Here is a 14,415-nt window from a genome sequence, read left to right as displayed (position 1 = left end):
GGCGGGGTGGGTCCGGTTGCGGGGGGCGCTGCAAGTACCCCTCCGGGGCCCGGCCCAGCCGCTGGCGGCTGTGCGTTCGGGCGCTTGCGAAGCAGTGCTTCGCAAGCAAAGCGCCCTCACCCATGTAAGCTCGGTCGCCGCATCCATGCGGCTCACGCCCCCGCAACCGGACCCACCCCGCCTTCGACAGATCTCTGCGGTCTGCAGTAGATCCACGCCATGCGTGGATGAATCTCCATCGGAATCGAATATTTCGAATTGGAATCGAAAAGCATCCACGCATGGCGTGGATCTACCGTGTCGACCAAGGTCGACACCTGCCAACAGCCGCCGGAATCTGTCAGAGGTGGGGCGGTGTCGGAGTGCGGGGTGTCAGCCGCATGGGCCCGAGGCATGCCTCGGGCGGGTTGGGCAGGACGCCCAACCCCGGTCTTGCCGTGTGCGCAGGAAAGCGCACACGAGCAAGCGGCTGCCAAGCTTACAGGGACGTACTTGCAGCGTCCCCGCATTCCGACACCGCCCCGCCAACCCACGGAATGCACGCTTCTGCTGTTGCTGTTGCTTGAATGTCGTAGCGGGTGCAGGGCGGCACGCCCTGCTCGACCCACCTCACACCGTGATGGTCTGGGTCAGTGACTCCCAGGTCGGGGGCACCGGCCACGCTGCGGCCTGGTTGCCATCCAGCACCCGCCGCAGGTCGCGCGGATCAATCTGTGGGGCCAGCACATGCACCAGCTCCAGCGCGTAATCACGCAGCACGCGGTCGCGCGGCAACACCGCCCAGGCGATGCACTCGCTGATCGGATCCGGCGCCGGCCACGACCTCAGGTCTTCGTCATTGGAACTGACCGCCATCTCGGCCAGCAGGCCTACGCCCAGACCCGTGCGCACGTAGGTCTTGATCAGGTCGGCATCGAGCGCGGTCAGCGCCAGGTCGGGCACCAGCCCATTGGTGGCGAAGGCGCGTTGCAGGGATGAGTTCGGTCGGGTTGAGGATTCGTAGCTGATCAGCGGCTGGCGGGCCAGCGCGGCCAGGTCCGGTGCGCGGCCGGCGCGGTCCAACGGGTGGCCCTTGGGTACCACTACCAGGCGTCGCCAGCGGAACAGCGGCACTGCGATGCCATCAGTTGGCTCACCGCCTGCGGTGCTGATGATGGCGATATCGGCGTCACCCTGGTTCAAGCGGTCCAGCGCGTCGGTTTCACCGGCCTGCTGCAGGTGCACGCTGACCTGCGGATAGGCCTGCTTGATCGCCGCCACCGCCGGCGGCAACACGAAGCGCGCCTGGGTGTGCGTGGTGGTCAGGATCAGCTGGCCCTGGCTTTCGCGCCGCTGGTTTGCCGCGTACGTACGGATGTTGTTGGCTTCGGCCAGCACCGCGCGGGCACGCGCGATGACTTCGGTTCCGGCCGGGGTAACCGACTCCAGGCTGCGCCCCTTGCGCACGAACAACAGGAAGCCGAGCTCGTCCTCCAGCTGCTTGAGCTGCTTGGAGAGGCCGGGCTGGGTGGCGTGCACGCGCGAGGCGGCCAGCGTGATGTTCAGCTCGGCGTCGGCGATGGCTACCAGGTAGCGCAGCTGGGTCAGCGTCATGGGCAGGCAGGCGGCATGGGGCGGACGTCCACTCTAGGGTCAATTGCCGTCACCAGCTTATAACCAAAGGTTGTTTAAGAAAGGTATCTGGTCATTTCCGGGCGTCATATGCCGGCGCTACGGTCAGCCGGCAGCCGCTGGCCTGAACGGCCAGCCCTCCCCCCTTCGCCCGCCGTAACCCGGCGCGGCCCCGTTTCCGGAGCGCTCCCATGGCCCTGTACGACTCCATCCTCGATACCGTCGGCAACACCCCCATCGTCAGGCTGCAGCGCCTGGCGGCGCCACAGGTCAGCGTCTACGCCAAGGTCGAGTCGTTCAACCCGGGCGGCTCGGTGAAGGACCGCCTGGCGCTGGCGATCATCCTCGATGCCGAAGCACGCGGCCTGCTCAAGCCGGGCGACACGATCGTGGAGGCCACCTCGGGCAACACCGGCGTAGCACTGGCGATGGTCGCCGCCGCGCGCGGCTACAAATTCGTGGCCACCATGGTCGAAACCTTCTCGGTCGAGCGCCGCAAACTGATGCGTGCCTACGGCGCCAAGGTGATCCTGACCCCGGCCGCCGAGCGCGGCAGCGGCATGGTGCGCAGGGCGGCCGAGCTGGCCGAGCAGCACGGGTGGTTCCTGGCCAGCCAGTTCGCCAACCCGGCCAACCCGGCGTATCACCGCAACACCACCGCTGCCGAGATCCTGCGCGACTTCGCCGGCAAGCGGCTGGACTACTTCGTCAGCGGCTGGGGCACCGGCGGCACGCTCACTGGCGTAGGCGAAGTGCTGAAGGTGGCACGCCCGCAGACCCGCATCATCGCCACCGAACCGGCCGGCGCCGCCCTGCTCAAGGGGGATGACTGGAAGCCGCACAAGATCCAGGGCTGGACCCCGGACTTCGTGCCGGACGTGCTCAACCGCGACGTGGTGGATGAACTGGTCTCGGTCGAAGATGATCGCGCGATCGCCACCGCGCGTCGCCTGGCCGCCGAGGAAGGCATCTTCGTCGGCATCTCCGCCGGCGCCACCGTGGCCAGCGCGCTGGACATCGCTGCCCGCGCTGAACCGGGCTCGGTGATCCTTGCGATGCTGCCGGATACTGGTGAACGTTACTTCTCAACACCGCTGTTCGCCGATGTGAACGAAGGATCCGACGACGACTGGCTGGCCGGCCTGCCGTAACAGCCGGGGTCAGAGCCTTTTCCGTTCGGAAAAGGATCCGGCTCCTTCCCGCTTCAGCCTGCGTGAAGGCGTCGCCCGCCATCGTGCGCGAAGGCCGTTGGATCGCAGCGCGTGAGACGGTCATGACGCAGCATCGATGCCCTGTCCCCTACCGTGGGAACAGCCGGCGCAGATGCTGCGCGGATCACCTCACAGGCAGGAGACGGACGCATGAAGATCGAGGTTTGGCAGGGCGACATCACGACCCTGGCGGTGGATGCGATCGTCAACGCGGCCAATGAAACGCTGCTCGGTGGCGGCGGTGTCGACGGCGCGATCCATCGTGCGGCCGGGCCCGCCTTGCGGGCCGAATGCGAGCAGTTGCCGGAGCTGCGCCCGGGCGTGCGTTGCCCGACGGGTGAAGTGCGCGCCACCGGTGCCCATGCGTTGCCGGCGCGCCATGTACTGCACACGGTAGGCCCGGTCTGGCACGACGGCCAGCGCGATGAACCGGCGTTGCTGGCCAACTGCTACTGGAAGTCACTGCAGCTGGCCGAATCACTGGGCGTGCACTCCATCGCCTTCCCGGCGATCAGCTGCGGCGTGTATGGCTACCCGTTGTACCAGGCCGCGCAGATCGCTGTCACCGAAACACTGGCCTGGCAGCGCAGCCATGCGCAACCGATGCGCATCGTGCTGGTGGCGTTCAATACCGCAACGGCCAAGGCCTACCAGCAGGCGTTGAGCGCCGCCGGGCAAAGTGCTGACAGCGAACCGCGTGGGTCGCTGCTGCCGCCCCTGGGTGATGCGGGCCTTGCCGCCGCGCACTGAATCCGGCGGTCAGCGTCAAGGAAAAGGCCGGGCATTGCCCGGCCTTTCCTGTAGCACCGTTGTCCACACTCCCACGGAGTGTGGAACACGTTCAACGGCTGGCAGCTTCCACCGCGGCGGCATCATCGGCCACAGCAGCGGCGGCGTCGGCAGCAGCACTTGCCGCCGAGGCCGCAGCCTCGTCGGCGCTGGCGCCGTCCACCTGCACGCGTACTTCCACCATGCCCGCGCCGTTGCTCAGGCTGGACACCTCGACGGTGTAATGACCAGCCGGCAACGCTTCTTCCAGGCGTGCGTTGGTATCGTTGCCACCGTCATCGTCGGTCAGTTCGACATCGCCGCCAACCACGCGCAGCACGGTATCGAGCTGGCCGGAGATCGCATCCAACCGCACATTGGTCGGACGGTCCAACGTCAGCAGGAAGCGGCGGACGCCATCGTTGTCGAGCATCGTGTACACGCTGCCGGACTTCGGCAATGCGGTGCCATCGCGATCGACCAGGTTGCCCGGCAGCTCGATGCGATTGGCCGACAAGGTGAACATGCCACTGACGCCGTCGCCGAGGCCGCGCGCGGTCAGCGTGTACTTGCCCGGCTTCAGTGACAGGGTCAGGCGCGAGTTGATGCTGTCGCCGCCGTCGTCATTCTCGGCATCCACGCCCTGCCCGGAAAGCTTCAGCACCGGGTCGAAGGCATCCGAGACCAGCCGGATCTCGTACAGGCCCGCCTTGTCCACCTGCAAGGTGTAGTCCTGCGAATTGCTGGCCAGCATATCGACGATCTCGCCACTGCCCACCAGCGGCTTGCCGTCATATGGCTTCAGCTTCTCGGCGCGAAGGCGATAAGGGCCGAACGCGGTCGGGCCATCGGCGTTGACTGCCACCTGGTAGGTACCACTGCCGTTGGCGCGGAAAGCCAGCGAGACGTCCCCCTCGCGCTCATAGCCGGTGTTGCTGGTGGATACCAGGCTGCCATTGTTGAACACCGCAATCGAGCCGCTGAGGGCACCAGTAAGCTTCAGGCCGACCAGCTCCCTGTCTTCCAGCTTGATCTGGTAGAGCTGGTGATGGCTGCCGTCGTTGAAGTTGATGCCGCTGCGCGAGGTGATCTCGCCGGAGACCGGCTTGTCGAAATCGAGCGACGCGGCCTTGCCCGCATCCGCGCCGCCGCCGATGCGGTTGCACCCGCCGGCGACCAGGACCGTGGCTACGGCCAGTGTGATTGCTGCCAAACGCATGTTGTTTCTCCTTGGCCTTCCATGTGGTTCCCACGCACCGGCCAGGCGCATGGGGGCGGAAAAGATACCCGCAAAAGCAAACGCCGGCGTGATGCCGGCGCTGCCTTGTTCATCCAGCGATGGGACGGATCAACCGTTCCACTTGCCCAGCGCCGCCAGGCCGTTGTCCCTGGCGCGCTCGTACACGGTCTTCTGGGCAGCAGCGTAGTTGCCCTTCATGTCCTTGGCCCACAGCTTCAGCGCGGCCTGCTGCATGGCGCGGCCGTAGGAGAAGCTCAGCGGCCACGGCAGGTTGCCCAGCTGGTTCATCGCGTTCAGGTGCTCGGTGGACTGCTCGTCGCTCTGGCCACCGGACAGGAACACCACGCCCGGCAGGATGGCCGGCACGGTGCTCTTCAGGCACATCACGGTCGACTCGGCCACTTCCTCGACATCGGCCTGCTCCTCGCAGTCCTTGCCGGAGATGACCATCGACGCCTTCAGGATGGTGCCTTCCAGCAGCACGTTCTGCTGGTACAGGGCGTCGAACAGCGAACGCAGGGTGGCTTCGGTGACTTCGTAGCAGGTCTCGATGTCATGATCGCCGTCCATGATCACTTCCGGCTCGACCATCGGCACCAGGCCGCATTCCTGGCACAGCGCTGCATAGCGGGCCAGCGCATGGGCGTTGGATTCGATGCAGGTACCCGACGGGATGCTCTCGCCGATGTTGATGACTGCACGCCACTTGGCGAAGCGCGCGCCCAGCTTGTAGTACTCCTGCAGGCGCTCACGCAGGCCATCGAGGCCTTCGGTCACCAGCTCGCCCGGGCAGCCGGCCAGCGGGTGCGCACCCTTGTCCACCTTGATGCCCGGAATCATGCCGTGGTCGGCCATGTACTTGGCGAACGGCACGCCGTCCTTGGTCGACTGGCGGATGGTTTCGTCAAACAGGATGGCGCCGGAAATGTGCTCGTTGAGCTTCGGCGTGGTCAGCAGCAGCTCGCGGTAGGCGCGACGGTTCTCCTCGGTGTTCTCGATACCGACGCCGGCGAAACGCTTGGCGATGGTAGCGGTGGATTCGTCGATCGCGATGATGCCCTTGCCCGGGGCGACCATGGCCTGGGCGGTTTCAGCCAGCTGTTCGATGCTCATGTATTTCCTGTGGCGGGTGCGGGAAAAACACAAGTATAGCCCCGCGGCCCGTTGCCTCGCCGTGGAGGACAGGATGGAAACGCTTCCAATGTCCGCACCGGACACGCCGTGTCCCGCCGTCGGGGGTCAGGGCCCCTGCGGGGATCCGACCCCGGGGTCGGATCCGCAACGCGGCGCCGGCCCCAGGGCAGCACTACTTACAGGTCGCCCAGGCCGATGGCGCGGCCGTCCTCACCCACTTCCAGCAGGCGCAGGGTATTGGTGGCACCGTGGGTTTCCATGTGCTCGCCACTGGTGAACACGACGCGATCACCGGCCTGCAGCAGTTCCGATTCCACCAGCAGGCGGATGCTGCCGCGCGCGGCTTCGCGCGGGGTCAGGCCGCGGCTGTCGAAGTTGATCGGGAACACATCGCGCATCAGCGCCATCTGGCGGCGCGCGCCGTCATGGCGGGTCACCGCGAACACCGGCGCCTTGGCGCGGAAACGCGACAGGTAACGTGCGGTGCCACCGGATTCGGTCATCGCCACGATCGCGCGCACGCCCACGTGCTGCGACAGGAACATGGTGGCCATGGCAATCGCCTGGTCGGCACGTTCCAGGTTGCGCGGCGACGCGTTGAAGTCGGTCTCGGTCTGGAACTGGCGCTCGGCCCCCAGGCAGATGCGTGCCATCGCCTCCACGGCCTTGACCGGGTAGGCGCCAGCGGCAGTTTCCGCCGACAGCATCACTGCGTCGGTGCCGTCGATGACCGAGTTGGCCACGTCCAGTACTTCGGCGCGGGTCGGGATCGGGCTTTCCACCATCGACTGCAGCATCTGCGTGGCGGTGATCACCACCTTGTTCTGCGCCAGCGAGGCCTTGATGATCTTCTTCTGCAGGCCCGGCAGCTCGGCATCGCCGATTTCCACGCCCAGGTCGCCACGGGCGACCATCACCACGTCGCTGGCCTCGACGATTTCTTCCAGGTTCTCGATTGCCTCGGTGCGCTCGATCTTCGACACCAGCGCGGCATCACAGCCGTGCGAACGGGCGATGTCGCGCGCATCGTTCATGTCCTGCGCATTGCGGCAGAACGACACGGCGATGAAGTCCACGCCGATCTTGGCAACGATGCCGATCAGCTCCTTGTCGCGCTCGGTCAGCGCACCCAGCGAGAGGCCGCCGCCCTGCTTGTTCAGGCCCTTGCGGTCGGACAACACACCATCGTTGAGCACGGTGTTGACGATACGGTCGCCCTGCACTTCCACCACCTGCAACTGCATCAGGCCGTCGTCGAGCAGCAGCACATCACCCGGGCCGACGTCCTGCGGCAGGCCAAGGTAGCTCACGCCCACCTCGCTGGCAGTGCCCGGGCCGGCGTTCTCGCTGGCGATCAGGTCGAAGCGGTCGCCCGCCTTCAGCTGCACCTTGCCTTCGGCGAAGCGCTCGATGCGGATCTTCGGGCCCGGCAGGTCGGCCAGGATGCCCACTTCCACGCCCACGCGGGCCGCAGCGGCACGCACTTCGGCGGCGCGCTTGGCCTGGCCGGACGGATCGCCATGGCTGAAGTTCAGGCGCACCACGTTGACGCCGGCGCGGAACAGATCCTCCAGCACGCCCGGCGGGTCAGTGGCCGGACCGAGGGTGGCAAGGATCTTGGTGCGACGCTGACGCTCGAACATGGTGGATGGGCCTCTCCCGGTAAAGAACGGAAATTAGCACATCCTTCACGCCGCATGTATACGGTTACAGCCTTGTGCCGCCTGACTTCGCGGGTCATGGAGCGGACATCGTCCGGACATACGCTGGCGCAGGGGGGCGGTTCTGTGGGGCCGAGCATGGGCTCGGCTCTACAGGAAGCTAGGCCAGCAGCGTTTCCAGCTGCGCCGGCTCACGTGCCAGCTGACTGGCACCGGCTTCCGTCAATTCCGCCTCTCCGCCAAAGCCCCAGAGCACGCCGACACTGCGCAGGCCATGGTGGCGCGCGCCTTCGATGTCCATGCGCCGGTCGCCGATCATCCAGCACTGTGCCGGCTGCACCTGCAGCCGGCGCAGTGCCTCGCCGACCAGTTCCGGCTTGTGGCTGCGCGAGCCATCCAGGGTTGAACCGACGATCTCCTCGAACAGCCCACCGAACGGCAGGTGGGCGAGGATGCGGCGCGCGTGCGGCTCGTTCTTGGCGGTGACCACCGCCAGCCGGTGTCCACGGCCATGCAGCGTGCGCAGCGTGCCTTCCACCTGCGGGTACACCGTGTGCTCGCGCCAGCCTTCGACGTCGAAGCGCTCCCGGTAGTAGCCCACGGCCTGTTCCACCCGCGCCGGTTCGACGAACAACGGCGCGAAGGTGGTGCGCAGCGACGGACCGATCCAGCCCAGCAGGGTTTCCCGCGGCGGCACCGGATGGTCCATCTTCTGCAGCGCATAGGCGATGCAGGCGGTGATGCCCACCTGCGAATCGATCAGCGTGCCGTCGAGATCGAAGAACAGCACATCCTTGCCGCGCTCGGCACTCATGCGCCGCGCGCGTCGAGTGCCGCCACTGCCGGCAGGGTCTTGCCTTCCAGGAACTCCAGGAACGCGCCGCCACCGGTGGAGATGTAGCTGACGTCCTTGGCGATATCGAACTTGTCGACCGCCGCCAGGGTGTCGCCACCGCCGGCGATGGAGAACGCCTTCGAGCTGGCGATCGCGCGGGCCAGCGCTTCGGTGCCCTTGCTGAAGGCTTCGAACTCGAACACGCCGACCGGGCCGTTCCAGACCACGGTGCCGGCGTTCTCGATCAGCTGCGCGTACTGCGCGGCGGTCTGCGGGCCGATGTCCAGGATCAGGTCGTCTTCGGCAACGGCATCGACCGCCTTCACTTCCGCGGCAGCGTCGGGCAGGAACTGCTTGGCGGTGACCACGTCCACCGGCAGCGGAATGTCGGCGCCGCGCGCCTTGGCATCGGCCACGATCTTCTTCGCGGTGTCCAGCAGGTCCGGCTCGTACAGGGACTTGCCGACGTTGTAGCCAGCTGCGGCGATGAAGGTGTTGGCGATGCCGCCACCGACGATCAGCTGGTCGACCTTGCCAACCAGATTGGCCAGCAACTCCAGCTTGGTGCTGACCTTGCTGCCGGCGACGATGGCCAGCAGCGGCTTGGCCGGTGCATCCAGTGCCTGCGCCAGCGCGTCCAGCTCGGCCATCAGCAGCGGGCCACCGGCCGCGACCGGTGCGAAGCGGATGACACCATGGGTGGAGGCCTGCGCACGGTGCGCGGTACCGAAGGCATCCATCACGAACACGTCGCACAGGGCGGCGTACTTCTTCGACAGGGCCTCGTCGTCCTTGCCCTCGCCGACGTTCATGCGGCAGTTTTCCAGCAGCACCAGCTGGCCCGGCTGCACGTCGACGCCGTCGACCCAGTCGCGCACCAGCGGAACTTCGCGGCCCAGCAGCTCGGACAGGCGCTGGGCGACCGGTGCCAGCGAATCGGCCTCGCTCCACACGCCTTCCTTCGGGCGCCCGAGGTGCGAGGTGACCATCACCGCCGCGCCCTGCTCCAGCGCGCGCTTGAGCGTCGGCAGCGAAGCGGTGATGCGCTGTTCGGAGGTGATGCGGCCATTCTCGATCGGCACGTTCAGATCCTGGCGGATCAGCACGCGCTTGCCGGAGAGGTCGAGGTCGGTCATGCGGACAATGGACATGGGCAACTCTTTGGCTCGGGGACGGGATGCCGGTCTGCGGCAGACGGCCATTGTATCGGGTGCGGCTGGTGGGAGGGCCGATGCCTGCGGCAGGCAGAGGCGAAGGGCAAATGCAACAGCAACAGCAACGGCCAAAGCGCTGGCGCTTCGTGGTGCTGTGAGTGGGCCGGGGTGGTGTGGGCTGGCAGGGGACGCCGTGAATCCATCCCTGGAGGCTTGGCAGCCGCATCCATGCGGCTGACACCCCTGCCAGCCCACACCGCCCCGGCCTCGACAGGCACCTGAGGTGATGCAGATGGCAAAGGCAAAAGCGGTTTCTGGTGTCGGAGAAAAATGTAGAGCCGAGCCCGTGCTCGGCTGGGTCTATCGCGAACAGCAGCCGAGCATGGGCTCGGCTCTACAAAGAGCGCCCTGCCAAGCAGCTTTTGCTCTTCTTTTTTTCTTTCCGTGGGAAGACGCACACGGAAATTGTCAGAGGCCGGGCGGGGTGGGTTCGCGGGGGTGTCAGCCGCATGGATGCGGCTGCCAAGCCTACAAGGACGTACTTGCGGCGTCCCCCGCGAACCCGCCCCGCCCGGTCAAGCGCTGCTTTTGCTTTACGCGACCAACCGCCCACCCACGAGGGGCTGCGCCGTTCGCTGGAACCTATTCCGAAGGCGCAGGTTTCTGCCGAAGCAGGCTGAGCGCCAGGCCACCCACCACCAGTACGCCCAGGCCCAGCAACGCCCACAGCAACCACGATTTCCAATCGCGCTGCGGCTTCAGCGCCGCATCGCCGGCCAGCGGCTCCGGACTGCCTTCCAGGCGCGCCAGTGTTGGCTGCCACGAAGGATCGTTGCGCTGCCGAAGTTCCTCGATCAGCACCCCGATCGGCGCGTCCGTGCGGCGCGCGGTCGCGCTGCCCACCGCCAGTGCGTAGGGCGCCGCACCCTGGCTCAGGAACACCAGCACTTCCGGCTGGTAGCCCAGGCGCAGCGTCGGCGCGGTGGCGGTTTCCGCCGGATTCGCCACCAGTTTCCAGTAGCGGTCGCGGTGCGCCCCGCCCAGCGGCTGTGCCGCCGACTGCTGGCGCTGGCCCTGCGTGCCCTGCTGCACCTGATAGGCGATCCACGGCGCGCTGCGACGTTGCCATTCCGCACTCTCGTCATCGCGGCTGAACAGCGTCCATTGCACGAGGCTGTTATCGGTGCTGGCGACATCGGCACGCGCCACCGGGAACCGGCCATCCATCTCGAAGGTGTACTCGCCCTTGCCCGACGACGTCGGCTCCAGCGACAGCCATTCCCAGGGCAGCGTGGCCGGTGCTGGCGGCAGTTCCGCCAGTACGCCGCGCAGGGTCGGCAGGCGCGAGTCGCCCTGCGCCAGGATGCGCAGGTAGCGTGCAGCGCCGTCCACCTGCAGGCGGCGCTGCAGCAGGCGCTTGCCGGCGCGCTGCAGATCCACCAGCGGCACGTCGCGACCAATCGATCGCCAGTGCTGCAGGTCGTCACTGGCATCCAGCTGCACCTGCGCCTGCAGCGGCTGGCCGCTGTCGGTCCAGTCCAGCACCAGTGCCGCCAGCGGCTGCTGGTCGAGCATGCTGGCGTCGATCAGCCAGCCGCCCTGCCCGCTCGCCGCTGCCCCGCCACCCACCCGCGCTTCGACCCGGCGCACGCGCCCATCGGTATCGCGCTCGGTCAGCAGCTGCAGGTCGTTGCGCTGTGCATCGGCCAGCGGCGGCAGCACGAACCACGGCAGTTCACGCTGCACCGGCGACTGCGCCAGCGGCTGGTCCGGCGCCAGCAGTGCCGACGGCAACAACTGGCTGGCCGCGTTGAACACCTGCAGATCGCTGAGATCGGCGGTTACGGCACGGCGGTAGATCGCCGGCTCCAGCACGATACGGTAGGCACCGGACTGCGCACTGGACAATGTAAGCGGCCATTGCTCGGCATACTGCGTGCGGTAATCAGCCGCCTGTACCACGACGGCGGCCAGCATGCCGAACATCGCCGACAGCAGCGCCCTGCTCCACTTCCTCATTGCGTTTCCTCCACGGTCGGCGCCGCGCTTGGCGGTGCCGGTGCCAGATAACCCACGACCGTGCACAGCAGGCCGTAGGCGATGAACGATGCGATGCCCAGCAGGTTGCCCAGGTGCTGGCGATCGACAATAACCAGCTTGGCCAGCACCACGCCCATCAGCACGGCACCGACCATCCACAACACACGCTGGCTGCGACGCGAACCCCACACCCAGGCAATCACACCCAGCACGCTCCACAACACGGTCAGGCTGGTCTGCGCCAGGCTGAAGCGCATCATCGACGCATTCCACGCCAGTCCACCCCATTGGTGTACGCCATGCAGCACCAGGCTGGTCAACGCGAGGAAGGCCGCCAGTGCCAGCAGCGGCATGCGGATGTTCAGCAATGCCTGCGGTGCCTCACTGCCGTACAGCCAGCGCGCCAGCAGCAACAAGCTCAGCCACTGGCCGATCTCCGCCGGATTCAGCACCGGCAGCCACAGCAGCGGCGCGGCGTCGCCCGGCAGCAGCTGTCCGAACAGCCAACCGATCGCCAGCAGGCCGAACAGCACGCACTGCAGCGGGACGCGCACGCTGTCGAAGGCCGCGCCCAGCGGCCAGCGCAATGCGTTCCAGCGCCACAGCGACAGCGCCGCCATCAGCAGCCACGGCAAGGTCACCAGCAGGGTCGTCCAACCCTGCGCCAGGCCGGCCTCGCCACCACCCCACAAGGCCAGCAGCGAAAGCAGCGACGGCCACAGCAGCCACCACAGGAACTGCGCGATGCGGGCCACGGTATCGCCGCCCTGGCGCAGGCACAGCAGGGTCCGCACGCCCAGCACCGCGAACACCGCCCAGGCCAGCGCGCCATGGCCGGCGAACGGCTGGTGGTGTGCATCGCTCTGCATCAGGGCCAGCGGGAAGCCCAGCGCGAGCATGGCCAGCGCAGTAACGCCCAGCGCACGCGCCGGCTGGCGACGCTGCGCTTCGGCCGCCAGCCAGGCAGTGACTGCGGCCAGCACCAGCAACGCGTCCACTTCGGTGCGGTACGGGAAGAAGCGGGTGATCTCATGGACCAGGCCGCCCAGCCACCACAGCACGCCCCACAGGTAATACACCAGTGCGACCTCATGACGCGGCCTGCGCTGGTAGCTCCACGCCGACGCGAAGCCGGCCAGGGCCAGCAGCAGCGCGCCAATGGCGGTCGGGTTGATCAGGAAGCGCAGGTCTTCGTGCCAGTGATCGCCACCGGCAACGAAGGCGAATGCGGCGCCGATCTGCAGCAACGCGCCGGAGACCTGCGGCAGCCAGCGCTTCTGGCGCAGCCCCAACCACGCCAGGCCAGCACCTTCCAGTGCAAACACGGCGCCGGTGGCGCGCGCCGACAATGCCAGCGGCACCGCCAGCGTGGCAAACCCCACCGCGAGCACCGCATGCGACTGCGCCAGCACGGTGTACGACGCACGTGCGATCAGCGCCCGGGCCAATACCGCGTAGATCGCCGCCAGGCCCAGCGCGCACAGTGCCAGCGTCATCGGTTGCGCGTGCAGCATGCCTGCCTGCAGCGAGAACGCGACCAGCGGCGTGCCGAACACCAGGCTGCCATCGATCAGGTCACGGCGGCCGGCCGGCTGGCGACGCGCGTACAGCAGCGGTATCAGCAGGTAGAACAGGAAGAACAGCGCCAGGAACGGCTCGGTGCTGCTGAACTTGTCCGGCGCGTACTGCAGCACGCCCCAGAAGGTGCCAATGCCGAAGGTGAAGGCGAAACCCAGCAGGTTCAGTGCGCGCCATGGCCGGAACCACGCAATGGCAAAGATGCCCGCGTTGAGCACCGCGTAATAGCTGAACAGCCCCACGTGGTTGCCACTGCCGGTGGACAACCACAGCGGTGCCATGAAGCCGGCCAGGATGCCCAGTACGGCCAGCGTGCGCGAGTTCTGCACCACCGCCAGCACGCACAGCCCGGCCACCAGTGCGATCGAACTGGCAAAGGCAAAGGCCGGCGGAATCAGGTCGAAGCGCTTGAACGCCGCGAAGATGGTCAGCAGCAGTACGCCGATGGCACCGCCCTGCAGCGCCAGCGCAAACAGCTGCCGGCGCTCGCGCTGGTGCCAGCCGAAGGCCAGCAGGCCCAGCGCAGCCACGGTGACGCCGGCCAGGCGCAGTTCGATCGGCAGCACCAGCCAGCCTTGGTCGCTGACGTACTTCAGCAGCGCAGCGACACCGGCCAGCAGCACCAGCATGCCGATCTTGACCGGCACGTTGCCTTCGGTGAACCAGCGCTTGACCGCACCGATGCCACGCTCGATGACATTGGGCAGTGCCGGTTCGGAAGGCAACGGCGGCTGCACCGGCACCGGCGGCACGGGCGGTGGCGCAGCAGGACGGGGGACAGGCACCCCGGTGGGCGTTGCTTCGCGCACCGGTGGCTGCGGGGACGGAGGCACAGCAGCGGCGGCCGGCCGCAGGAACGGTGGATCGTCGCTGGCAGGTGCGGCCACAGGCCGTTCAGGCGCGGGGGCGGTAGCGGCCGGCCTGACGGCGGTCGGCGCGGCGGCCATCGCGCTTTCCAGCGCAGCGACGCGGCGGCGCAGGCCGGCAATCATCACCAGCGCGACCACCAGCAACAGCGGGATGGCCAGAAGAACCAGTACGACCAGGGCTATCAGTGCTTCCATTGCGTGCTTCCAATGCGATCCCGCGCCCCAGCGGCGGCGGTCGACCGCCCCATGCTACGACAGGGGGGCCCCATAAACGACGAACCCCGGCCAGGCCGGGGTCCGTCTTCGATCTACAC

At 67.4% G+C, this 14,415-nt stretch carries 10 protein-coding genes; 2 read left to right on the top strand and 8 right to left on the bottom strand.

The features are described 5' to 3' along the window. Positions 1 to 609 precede the first annotated feature (609 nt). Positions 610 to 1,593: a LysR family transcriptional regulator gene (locus AC5P8U_RS06525; RefSeq protein ID WP_061479313.1), complete on the bottom strand. Its 984-nt coding sequence runs from the start codon at positions 1,591 to 1,593 to the stop codon at positions 610 to 612. Between the two features lie 209 nt (positions 1,594 to 1,802). Here AC5P8U_RS06525 and cysK point away from each other — a divergent pair, with 209 nt between their 5' ends. Further along, complete coding sequence (cysK, locus tag AC5P8U_RS06520; RefSeq protein WP_227838301.1) at positions 1,803 to 2,762, top strand: cysteine synthase A; 960 nt, start codon at positions 1,803 to 1,805, stop codon at positions 2,760 to 2,762. Between the two features lie 210 nt (positions 2,763 to 2,972). Then, a complete protein-coding gene (locus AC5P8U_RS06515; RefSeq protein WP_065185299.1) occupies positions 2,973 to 3,572 on the top strand; it encodes an O-acetyl-ADP-ribose deacetylase in 600 nt (199 codons plus the stop codon). 91 nt (positions 3,573 to 3,663) lie between these two features. Here AC5P8U_RS06515 and AC5P8U_RS06510 read toward each other — a convergent pair whose 3' ends face one another. The 7 genes from AC5P8U_RS06510 to AC5P8U_RS06480 all read right to left on the bottom strand — a co-directional run bounded on the left by AC5P8U_RS06510 (position 3,664) and on the right by AC5P8U_RS06480 (position 14,296). Then, positions 3,664 to 4,809, bottom strand: coding sequence for a ribosomal L7Ae/L30e/S12e/Gadd45 family protein (locus tag AC5P8U_RS06510; RefSeq protein ID WP_072168482.1), 1,146 nt, complete (start codon positions 4,807 to 4,809; stop codon positions 3,664 to 3,666). A gap of 129 nt (positions 4,810 to 4,938) precedes the next feature. Further along, positions 4,939 to 5,943, bottom strand: coding sequence for a class I fructose-bisphosphate aldolase (locus AC5P8U_RS06505; RefSeq protein WP_019660018.1), 1,005 nt, complete (start codon positions 5,941 to 5,943; stop codon positions 4,939 to 4,941). Positions 5,944 to 6,140: 197 nt separating this feature from the next. Then, positions 6,141 to 7,607, bottom strand: a complete 1,467-nt coding sequence (pyk, locus tag AC5P8U_RS06500) for a pyruvate kinase (protein ID WP_005418863.1) — start codon at positions 7,605 to 7,607, stop codon at positions 6,141 to 6,143. Between the two features lie 178 nt (positions 7,608 to 7,785). Next, a complete protein-coding gene (locus AC5P8U_RS06495; protein WP_088496279.1) occupies positions 7,786 to 8,439 on the bottom strand; it encodes an HAD hydrolase-like protein in 654 nt (217 codons plus the stop codon). Beyond that, positions 8,436 to 9,611 (bottom strand): phosphoglycerate kinase, encoded by a 1,176-nt coding sequence (locus AC5P8U_RS06490; protein WP_088496278.1) that lies wholly within the window; start codon positions 9,609 to 9,611, stop codon positions 8,436 to 8,438. Before AC5P8U_RS06490 ends, AC5P8U_RS06495 begins: the two co-directional genes overlap by 4 nt. Before the next feature lie 645 nt (positions 9,612 to 10,256). Continuing rightward, positions 10,257 to 11,633: a DUF3999 domain-containing protein gene (locus tag AC5P8U_RS06485; protein ID WP_072168479.1), complete on the bottom strand. Its 1,377-nt coding sequence runs from the start codon at positions 11,631 to 11,633 to the stop codon at positions 10,257 to 10,259. Continuing rightward, a complete protein-coding gene (locus AC5P8U_RS06480; protein WP_188240653.1) occupies positions 11,630 to 14,296 on the bottom strand; it encodes a DUF2339 domain-containing protein in 2,667 nt (888 codons plus the stop codon). The genes AC5P8U_RS06485 and AC5P8U_RS06480 overlap by 4 nt, the downstream gene beginning before the upstream one ends. Between the last annotated feature and the right edge of the window lie 119 nt (positions 14,297 to 14,415).

The sequence above is a fragment of the Stenotrophomonas sp. YJH_SMC_81 genome (assembly GCF_059370875.1).
This window is presented reverse-complemented; position numbering and strand designations above follow the sequence as displayed.